Raw genomic sequence first — 9,572 nt, 5'->3', positions numbered from 1 at the left:
TACTTTCTTAATATTATATATGTAGCTTAGTGTCACCCATGAATTATCAATTGTAAGCCTACTTAGCTCAGTTGGTTAGAGCACCTGACTGTTAATCAGGGGGTCGCTGGTTCGAGTCCAGCAGTGGGCGCCACTTTTTTTATAAAATAAAACTCACATTTACTGTGAGTTTTTTATTTGTCTCGATATTCTAGTAATTCATTGATTTTTTTTAATAAATAAGCGTTAATTTCATAGTTTTTGGTTAAAAATTGTATCATTTCAAGGGCAGATTCCTTATTTTTATCATATCCTTGTCTAAATTTAGGTAGTAGATCCCTTGCTTCTGTGTATTTAAATTCAATGCGTCTTTCATAGACATATGGGTCAAAATAGTCATCTAATTTCTCAAATATACCATCAAACAAACGTAAAATATTATCGAAAGCGTGACTTTGAATAAAGGTCGTAGCACTAGAAACTTCACCGCGTTGTAACCTATTTAGACCGATATAAATGTTTGTTAGGGCTTCATTTAAGTGGTAATTTTTGTCAATTACTTTCTTCTTTGGCATATTATTTGGTGCAACAAGTGATACATCAAAATCATTTGTCTTATAGTAGACAATGCCTTTAGTGAACTGTGCTTCTATAATCTCTTTTTCTGTAAAAACTGCAAATTCAGCAAAGACACCATCATCAAATAATACTTTATAACCATCTAGTGTATTCCTAAAAATATAGACAAGTGGTCTGACACTTAACCACTTTAAATCATCTAAAAATGCTTGTTTAGAACCTTCTTTTACAATTAAGAAGAAATCCATATCGGAGTAATTATCAGCACGTCTAACTTGAGACATACTGCCTAGCCCTAGTAAACACTGAGCATCTTTATAACTCTTTAATTTTTCTGCTAATTTTTCCATTCTTTGGATTGCTTTTACCATAGTCATACCTCTTTTCTTACTTTAATACAATTATAATAGAAATTTAATTAATCATTGAAAATTTGATTAATTATATAGTTTTACACCTATTTATGATGATTTCATATATAATAGTAATGATAAAAGAATTAAAAGGAGAATATATATGCCACCATTTGTTTCAGGATTTATTACTATATTTTTCATTATATTCGTTTTAATGATTGTTATTAGTATTTCAAATACAGCAAAAAAAATTAGAAAAAGAAATCATGAACCTATAAAAAAATTTAATGTTGACGGAAAGACATACGTTATTTACTCAAAACTGAATTACAACAGATATTACTCTAATCAAGTTTTATATGAGTTAAGAGATTCAAATGGTAATATATTAGGATCTTTTAACAGTTTAAATGATATATTAGTATTGTTAAATCTAGATGAATTCCCTAAAGAAGATATCTTCAATTGATAGGATGAATATATGAAAAAACCATTTTTTATGATTGTAGCCGGTGGTTCAGCCTCTGGTAAATCAACAGTAGTCAAATCCATATTAGAAAAAGCAGGCATTCAGCATGTATTAGTCATTAATCAAGATGACTATTATCTAGATCAAAAAGACCTTCCAATGCACGAAAGAGTGCTCATGAACTACGATCATCCTAAAAGTATTGATATTGAGCTGCTGAAGAAAGATATCTTAATGTTACTCGAAGGTAACCCGATTCATAAGCCTATATATGATTATAGTAACTATACAAGAAGTGAAGTGATTGAAAAAGTTGAATCTAAACCAATTATTATACTTGAAGGTATTTTAAGTTTAGTAGATGATTCAATTCGTGAACTTGCTGACTTAAAACTCTATGTAGAATTAGATGATGATATCCGTTTTATTAGACGTCTTTCAAGAGATGTTAAAGATAGAGGACGCACGATGCAATCAGTCATCAATCAATATATTACAACGGTAAAGCCAATGTATCATAAATTTGTAAAACCAACCAAACGTTATGCTGATATCATCATTCCCAATGATGATAAACACAGTGCAGCAGTTGATGTCATTGTCAACATGCTTAAAACTGTAAAGGAGTCTATATGATAGTTATTATTGTTGCGATGCAATCTGAAGTAGAAGCACTTACTTCTACTTTAAACTTAAAATCAACCCATCCTTATAACACATATGAGGGCAAATACCAGGGAAAAGATGTTATGCTTATCATTTCTGGTATTGGAAAAACAAATGCATCTAGTGCACTCTCACATATCTTAACGTTGCATCCTGAAACAAGATTTATTATTAATGTAGGTATCGTTGGTGGGCATAAGGTGAATCTTTATGATACATACCTTGTATCTGAGGTCACTTACCATGATGTGGATTTAACGATATTTAACTATGAATATGGACAAATCCCTAAATATCCAACACTTTATTTCACAGACACTAAAATACTAAATAAATTAGAAAATTTCAAGCAAATCAGATTGTACACAGGGGATATATTCTCTACAAAACCAATAAATCCAAATCCATATATTGTGGATATGGAAGGTGCAAGTATTTATCAGGTAGCCCATAGTTACAAATATCCTGTATTAGCTATTAAAGTAGTATCAGATGTATTAGGTAGTCATGATCAAATGGAAATTTATAAGAAAAGTGAAACAGAACTATCAAATGCTTTGCTAGATGCGCTTGATAAAGTATTAGAGGTGATTTAAAATGAAGGGTCTAATCATATTCTCAAATGGTATGGAAGATAATGAAGCATTATCTACGTTAGCTTTATTAAGACGTGCAGGTATGCATGTAGATTCTGTAACAAAAGAAATAGATTTATTTGTCAAAACTGGATTTGGTGTCACTGTCAAAGCAGATTATCATTTAAATGAAGTCAAAATATCCAACTATCAATTTTTAATCATTCCTGGTGGTGGTTATGTAGCTAAAGTCATTGATCAAGCAGACTACATATATGACTTGATTAAGGCGTTTAGAAAAGAAGACAAGGACATCTATGCAATTTGTGCTGCACCGCGTTTTTTAGGCCGATTAGGACTCTTAGATAACTTGGACTTCACAGCTTTTCCAGGCTCTGAAAAAGATGCTAAATTAGGGCATTACTTAGCTTCAAAAAAAGTTGTTGTAACACCTAAAATCATAACTGCAAGATCAGCAGGCGCTGTAATTGATTTTGTTTATCAAATTATTAAGAAAAATCAAGATGAAGCATTATCTAAATCGCTTATTAACAACATTATGTATTGATTTCTACAAATCAAAAAAAATGTCATTTAATTGTTGACAAATCATAATAAGTTGATATAATTATACATGCGCATTAAGTGGCCCGTTGGAGAAACGGTTAACTCACATGCCTTTCACGCATGCACTCACGGGTTCGAATCCCGTACGGGTCACCACTTTATTTGCACCCATAGCTCAATTGGATAGAGCGTTTGACTACGGATCAAAAGGTTAGGGGTTCAAGTCCTCTTGGGTGCGCCATTTATTGATTGACAAAGCGAAAAAACTTTGATACAATTATCTAGCGCGACAAAGTAATCGGGAAGTAGCTCAGCTTGGTGGAGCACTTGGTTTGGGACCAAGGGGCCGCAGGTTCAAATCCTGTCTTCCCGACCATTTTACTTGCGGGTGTCGTATAATGGTTATTACCCCAGCCTTCCAAGCTGAAGACGGCGGTTCGATTCCGCTCACCCGCTCCATTAATTTACAAATGATAAGACTTGCTGAAAGTCTTTTTTTTATTTTTGAGTCTGATCCTTGACAAATAAGCAGTAACTAGTGTAAGATATACATACCCCCCATATAGGGGTATAAGAAAGACAAGGTGATTGAATGAAACATGAAAATTTAAGTGTTAAAGGTATGACATGTGCTGCTTGTGTAACATCTGTTCAAAAAGCAACAGCTAAATTAGATGGTATAACGAATGTGAATGTCAATTTAACGACTGAAAAATTAACCTTTGACTATGATATAGATAAAGTTTCAATTGATGATGTTAAAAAAGCTGTGAAAGCTGCTGGATATGAAGTCCTAACAGAAACAGAAACTGCCGATGAGCATCAATTAAGAAAAGAAAAAGAAATTAATAATTTATGGACAAGATTTTTAGTATCAGCAATTTTTGCATTACCACTACTTTATATTGCGATGGGTCCTATGATTGGTTTATGGTTACCAGATTTCATACATCCAGATATTAATCCATTAAATTTTGCGGTTGTACAAATTATTTTAACTACGCCTGTCATGATAATGGGTTATTCATTCTTTAAAGTAGGTTTTAAAACCCTTTTTAAACTAAACCCTAACATGGATTCATTAATTGCTATCGGAACATCTGCAGCCTATTTGTATGGCATCTACGCACTCATTATGATAATCAATGGCAACCATCACTTTGTACATGATCTTTATTTTGAATCAGCGGCTGTAATTCTAACCCTTATTACATTAGGTAAATACTTAGAGGCTATTTCAATTGGTAAAACATCAGCTGCAATTAAAAAGTTAATTGGGTTATCACCAAAAGAAGCAATTGTCTTAAAAGAGGGCATAGAAGTTAAGGTTGCTATTGAAAATGTAGTTGTAGGCGATATTATCGTTGTCAAACCTGGGGATAAACTTCCAGTAGATGGGGTTGTCACCTTTGGTCATACATCGATTGATGAATCGATGTTAACAGGTGAATCTATTCCAGTAGAAAAACAAATTGGTGATTTAGTTGTAGGTGCAAGTATTAACAAGTTTGGTACGATACATTATAAAGCAACTAAAATAGGTAAGGATACAGCACTTGCTCAAATTATTAAACTGGTTGAAGATGCTCAAAGTTCTAAAGCTCCAATTGCAAAACTAGCAGATATTATCAGTGGATACTTTGTACCGGTTGTTATTGGACTTGCTATTATATCAGGATTACTTTGGTATGTATTTGGTGGCCAAGATCTAAACTTTTCAATGACAATCTTTATCGCAGTATTAGTGATTGCATGTCCGTGTGCACTTGGACTTGCAACACCAACTGCAATCATGATTGGTACGGGTAAAGGTGCGGAATATGGTGTATTAATTAAGGGTGGAGCATCACTTGAAACACTTCACAAAGTAGATACAGTCATTTTAGATAAAACAGGTACCATCACGCAAGGTAAACCCGTTGTTACAGATATAGTTACGACGAGTGAAATTGATGGACTAAATCTTCTTAGATTAGCAGCATCAGCAGAAAAAGGATCAGAGCATCCATTAGGTGAAGCGATTGTACTAGATGCGACATCAAAGGGTATTGAATTGACCACGCCTTCTAAATTCCATGCAATACCAGGACATGGTATTGAAGTGGTGATAGAAGACCAAAATGTTTTACTAGGTAACCTAAAACTTATGAAAGAACAATCCATTGATTTATCTGAATTATTTGATCAATCTGAAATCTTGGCTAACCAAGGTAAGACACCAATGTTTGTAGCAATCAATAAAAAGTTAGCAGGTATTATTGCAGTAGCTGATACCATCAAACCAACTTCTAAACAAGCCATTGAGAAACTCCATCAAATGGGTGTAGAAGTAGTCATGATAACAGGTGATAATAAACTCACCTCAGATGCAATAGCAAAACAAATTGGCATTGATTTAGTCTTATCTGAGGTGTTACCGGAAGATAAGGCATATGAAGTTGAAAAACTTCAAAATAGCGGTAAAAAAGTCGCTATGGTTGGTGATGGTATAAACGATGCACCTGCACTTGTTAAAGCTGATGTGGGTATTGCTATTGGAAGTGGTACGGATGTTGCAATTGAATCGGCTGATATTGTATTAGTAAAAAATGATTTATTAGATGTAGCAAATGCAATTCACTTAAGTCAAAAGACAATTAAGAACATTAAAGAAAACTTATTTTGGGCATTCGGGTATAATGTACTTGGTATACCTATAGCTATGGGGTTATTACATCTATTTGGTGGACCATTATTAAATCCAATGTTTGCAGCAGCAGCAATGAGTTTAAGTTCTGTATCAGTACTTGCGAATGCATTAAGACTAAAACGATTTAAACCAATCGTAAAGAAAGGATAAACTATGAAAACAACAGTATACATTGATGGTATGCATTGTAAAAATTGTATGGCTAAAGTAGAAAAATCACTTTCAACAGTTGAAGGGGTTCAATCTGCTAAAGTGAATCTTGACAAAGGTTTTGCGGTTCTAAAAACTAAAGACCCAGTCAATCATGATGTCATTTTAGATACAATCCATACACTTGGTTACGAAGTTAAAGAAATTAAATAAACTAGATCAAAAGTATATTGTCATATCAATGTACTTTTTTCATATCTTAAAGATATAATCTAGGTATCTATAAATACGAAAGGAATAAATATATGACTGTAGAACAAGTAATGAGTGATTTGAAATCAAACTCAAACCCTTCTAGGAAAAAGAGTTTATTAAAAGCGGGTGCAAGTGAAAATACCTATGGTGTATTATTAGGCTACCTTAGATCTTATGCAAAAAAGATAGGGGTGAATCATGAACTAGCATTCAAACTTATGTACACATTAAATACAGATGCCATGCTACTTGCTGTAATGTTGTTTGATGTATCCAAATTAAGTGCTAAAGAAGCGTATGATGTTTTGAGTATTATTACATTTGAACAAGTACTAGACGATTTTATGTTTAGAGTGGTTACATTGATTGAAGAAGTAGATGTATTATATGATATGTTAAAGGATAGTGACTCTGATATGATAAAACGTGCACTTTGGGCGATTAACGTCGAGCGTGTTCGACATAAATCAATTGATGATAATGAAGTTCTATACCTTTTAGAAGTAATAAAACGTAATTTGGTAAACGAAACACCTAAAGCACAGTGGATGATGAATCGTTGTTTTGCACAAATAGGGATTACTTATGAAAAATATCGAACAAAAGTGTTGGATTTATCAGAAAAACTAGGTGTTTATAAAGAGATGAAAGTATCTCCAGGTTGTACATCAGCCTATGTTCCTAACTGGATACATGCAGTTATAAAATAAAATTATCAATTACTTTTGAAATATCGAACTAATTATAATATAATAATTTATGTACGTACGAAAGGGGATTATTCTAAATGAATAAAACGTTATTAACAATATCTCAGGTGTTTGTAGCTATCGGTGCTGTAGTGATAGGTATTTATGCACTAATCTTTATGTTTGTTTTAGGACAACTTGAAAGTGATGTCACCTTCAATATCGTTGGTTTGGTGATGCTTATCATTGTAGGATTTAATATCTTTGTGTTTATAAGAATTGGTCAAGCTAAAGATAATCCATATATGAAAACTGAAATTATCGTATATAGTGTTATACTTTTGATTACTTCAAACATACTAGGTGGTGTATTTGCACTACTTGGTGTGATGATTGAAAATACTGATCAAAATCAAAGTGATAATTCATCGTTGGAAAAAAGATTAAAAGACCTAGATAATTTGTTTGATAAAGGCTTAATCACTTTAGATGAGTACCATGAACGACGTAAAAAAATAATAGAAAGTGTCTAAAAGGGGCAAAAAAAATATGAATAAAACATTTTTAACTGTAGCACAGGTATTCGCGATTATTTCAGGGGTACTATTTATTTTCCCGGGTGGATTATTAATCTTCCCACTCGTTCTAGCATACTTTAACTTTAAAGCAGCATCAGTATTTGATAAAGCTAAAAAAGGTGAAGCAACAAAGGAACAAGTTACAAACTATAGTATTTACCTAATATTCACTTCAACAATTGGTGGTATATTTGGTTTACTAGCTGGAACTGGTGTGAGTTCAACAGATACTGAACCAGTAACTGTAGAACAAAAATTAAAACAATTAGATGGATTGTTTGACCGTGGTGTGATTTCAAGAGAAGAATATGAAGCACGCCGTAAAGTAATATTAGAAAATATATAGAACTACTATCTTCATGAATTTCACTCACACTACATAGACCAATGGAGTTACAAATGCAAAATAATGTTCATCAGGATGACAAAAAAGTAAAATCAGCGTTTAGAGAATCAACAGAAATCACATTATCATACTTTATACTTGTTTATGCATATATATGGTTTAGTGATTGGTTGATTTCAAAATATGTATTAGATCCAAGCACCGCTCAAGTGATTCAATCGATCAAGGGATTTATTTCTCTGGGTCTTATTGGTTTGGTGTATTATATCATTGTGTATAGAAGAGTTAAGAAATACTTATCAAACAACGAACAATTAAAAAAAGTTCTATTTGAATTATAATATCAAAACAAACAACTCGCCACCTTAGAAGAAAAACACTTCAATTTAGCTTATTTTGACGCTTTAACAGGCTTAATCAATCGTAACCGATTAGAGATCAGGATAAACCGTTTAATTCAAAATAAAACTCCTTTTGCGCTTCTTTATCTAGATATTGATGACTTTGGTGCAATCAATGAATTGAAAGGTCATAAATGGGGTGATGAGGCATTATTACTCATTGCTAAAGAACTTACGAAGGTTGGTAAAGAACATATTGTAGCTCGAATGAGTGAAGATTCATTTGTTCTAGTATTCTATCAGTTTGAACATCTAGATGAAATTAAGACACTTGCTGATGTAAGTATCAATAAAGTAAAAAACTTAATGTCTAAACAAAGTGAGGCTTACTTTTACTCAGCATCAGCAGGGGTGGCACTTTACCCAGATCACGGTCTTGTATATGGAGATATTTTAAGACACGCAAATCTTGCATTATCAGCGGCAAAGAAAAACGGTAAAGACCAAGTAGTTTTTTATAATACCTTCATGCACCAGTCTAAGGAACGTGAATATGAGATTACAAACGCCATCAAACCTTCACTTCAAAACGATGAGTTTTATGTAGTCTATCAACCGATTCTTGATTTTAAATCAGGTGAAATTAGAAAGTTAGAAGCACTACTTAGATGGAATCATTCATCCATGGGTTATATTCCACCGAATGATTTTATTTATCTTTCTGAAATATCAGGGTCTATATTAGAACTCACACATCTCTTATATGATAAGGTATTTGGTCAAATTAAAACTTGGAATCAGATGGGTAAATACTTTACAGTGGATATTAATATCTCACCCAAAGTATTAATGCATCCAACATTCATAGAAGATATTGAACGTTACATCGAAAAACATGAAATTGATAATAAACAAATTATTATAGAAATTACTGAATCGATGGCACTTGAAAATATTGATCAAACAATCATCGTCTTAAAACAACTCAAAGATAAAGGGTTTTTAGTCGCACTAGATGATTTTGGTAGCGGGTATTCTTCATTAACTTACTTTAAACATTTACCAGTAGACATCATTAAGATGGACAAGGACTTTATAGCTAAAATTGATAAATCACCAAGTGAAAGACATTTCTTAAAGTTTGTCTTAGACTTATCGCATGCGATGTCTAAAAAAACTGTTTTAGAAGGTGTTGAAACAATTGAACAAGTAGAGATATTAAAACTACATGATGTAGACTATGTCCAAGGTTTTTATTATCATAAACCACTTGAAGTATCACAATTAAATAAAACTATTCAATCCAAATAAAAACTGCGTTATATCCTAACTT

Annotated in this window: 11 protein-coding genes, 5 tRNA genes and 2 pseudogenes; 17 read left to right on the top strand and 1 reads right to left on the bottom strand. The window is 32.5% G+C overall.

From position 1 onward, the window contains the following. The first annotated feature begins 56 nt into the window (after positions 1-56). Positions 57-133: transfer RNA gene (locus IY230_RS06575), tRNA-Asn, on the top strand. Between the two features lie 40 nt (positions 134-173). Here IY230_RS06575 and IY230_RS06570 read toward each other — a convergent pair. Then, positions 174-929: a hypothetical protein gene (locus IY230_RS06570; protein ID WP_196370850.1), complete on the bottom strand. Its 756-nt coding sequence runs from the start codon at positions 927-929 to the stop codon at positions 174-176. A gap of 145 nt (positions 930-1,074) precedes the next feature. On the opposite strand from IY230_RS06570, the gene IY230_RS06565 reads away from it, so the two are divergent. From IY230_RS06565 to IY230_RS06495, 16 genes and pseudogenes are all read left to right on the top strand, one after another. Further along, on the top strand, positions 1,075-1,383 hold the full coding sequence (locus tag IY230_RS06565) for a hypothetical protein (RefSeq protein WP_196370849.1): 309 nt from the start codon (positions 1,075-1,077) through the stop codon (positions 1,381-1,383). A gap of 12 nt (positions 1,384-1,395) precedes the next feature. Next, on the top strand, positions 1,396-2,019 hold the full coding sequence (gene udk / locus IY230_RS06560; RefSeq protein WP_196370848.1) for a uridine kinase: 624 nt from the start codon (positions 1,396-1,398) through the stop codon (positions 2,017-2,019). After that, on the top strand, positions 2,016-2,645 hold the full coding sequence (mtnN, locus tag IY230_RS06555; protein WP_196370847.1) for a 5'-methylthioadenosine/S-adenosylhomocysteine nucleosidase: 630 nt from the start codon (positions 2,016-2,018) through the stop codon (positions 2,643-2,645). The genes udk and mtnN overlap by 4 nt, the downstream gene beginning before the upstream one ends. 1 nt (position 2,646) lies before the next feature. Continuing rightward, entirely contained in the window at positions 2,647-3,192 is a 546-nt protein-coding gene (locus IY230_RS06550) for a DJ-1/PfpI family protein (protein ID WP_196370846.1), read from the top strand. A 79-nt stretch (positions 3,193-3,271) separates the two neighbouring features. Beyond that, positions 3,272-3,347 (top strand) — tRNA-Glu (locus IY230_RS06545). An 8-nt stretch (positions 3,348-3,355) separates the two neighbouring features. Then, a tRNA-Arg gene (locus tag IY230_RS06540) sits at positions 3,356-3,432 on the top strand. 58 nt (positions 3,433-3,490) lie between these two features. After that, positions 3,491-3,567: transfer RNA gene (locus IY230_RS06535), tRNA-Pro, on the top strand. Positions 3,568-3,575: 8 nt separating this feature from the next. Continuing rightward, positions 3,576-3,650, top strand: a tRNA-Gly gene (locus IY230_RS06530). A gap of 154 nt (positions 3,651-3,804) precedes the next feature. Continuing rightward, a pseudogene (locus tag IY230_RS06525) lies at positions 3,805-6,030 on the top strand (heavy metal translocating P-type ATPase); the annotation flags it as partial. Between the two features lie 3 nt (positions 6,031-6,033). Then, positions 6,034-6,243, top strand: a complete 210-nt coding sequence (locus IY230_RS06520) for a heavy-metal-associated domain-containing protein (protein ID WP_012243071.1) — start codon at positions 6,034-6,036, stop codon at positions 6,241-6,243. Positions 6,244-6,335: 92 nt separating this feature from the next. Then, the gene (locus IY230_RS06515; RefSeq protein WP_196370845.1) at positions 6,336-6,995 is read left to right on the top strand and encodes a DNA alkylation repair protein; all 660 of its coding nucleotides are present in this window, start codon (positions 6,336-6,338) and stop codon (positions 6,993-6,995) included. Between the two features lie 77 nt (positions 6,996-7,072). Next, complete coding sequence (locus IY230_RS06510) at positions 7,073-7,507, top strand: SHOCT domain-containing protein (RefSeq protein WP_196370844.1); 435 nt, start codon at positions 7,073-7,075, stop codon at positions 7,505-7,507. Positions 7,508-7,523: 16 nt separating this feature from the next. Beyond that, a complete protein-coding gene (locus IY230_RS06505) occupies positions 7,524-7,898 on the top strand; it encodes an SHOCT domain-containing protein (protein WP_196370842.1) in 375 nt (124 codons plus the stop codon). Between the two features lie 53 nt (positions 7,899-7,951). After that, entirely contained in the window at positions 7,952-8,239 is a 288-nt protein-coding gene (locus IY230_RS06500; RefSeq protein ID WP_196370841.1) for a hypothetical protein, read from the top strand. 57 nt (positions 8,240-8,296) lie between these two features. Beyond that, positions 8,297-8,740, top strand: a pseudogene (locus IY230_RS06650) (GGDEF domain-containing protein); the annotation flags it as partial. A 27-nt stretch (positions 8,741-8,767) separates the two neighbouring features. Beyond that, complete coding sequence (locus tag IY230_RS06495; protein WP_230852624.1) at positions 8,768-9,550, top strand: EAL domain-containing protein; 783 nt, start codon at positions 8,768-8,770, stop codon at positions 9,548-9,550. Positions 9,551-9,572 lie beyond the last annotated feature (22 nt).

The sequence above is a fragment of the Acholeplasma laidlawii genome (genome assembly GCF_015709225.1).
In the GTDB taxonomy this organism is placed as follows: Bacteria; Bacillota_I; Bacilli_A; order Acholeplasmatales; family Acholeplasmataceae; genus Acholeplasma; species Acholeplasma laidlawii_A.
Note: the sequence above shows the minus strand (reverse complement) of the source record. Positions and strands in the feature narration are given on the sequence as shown.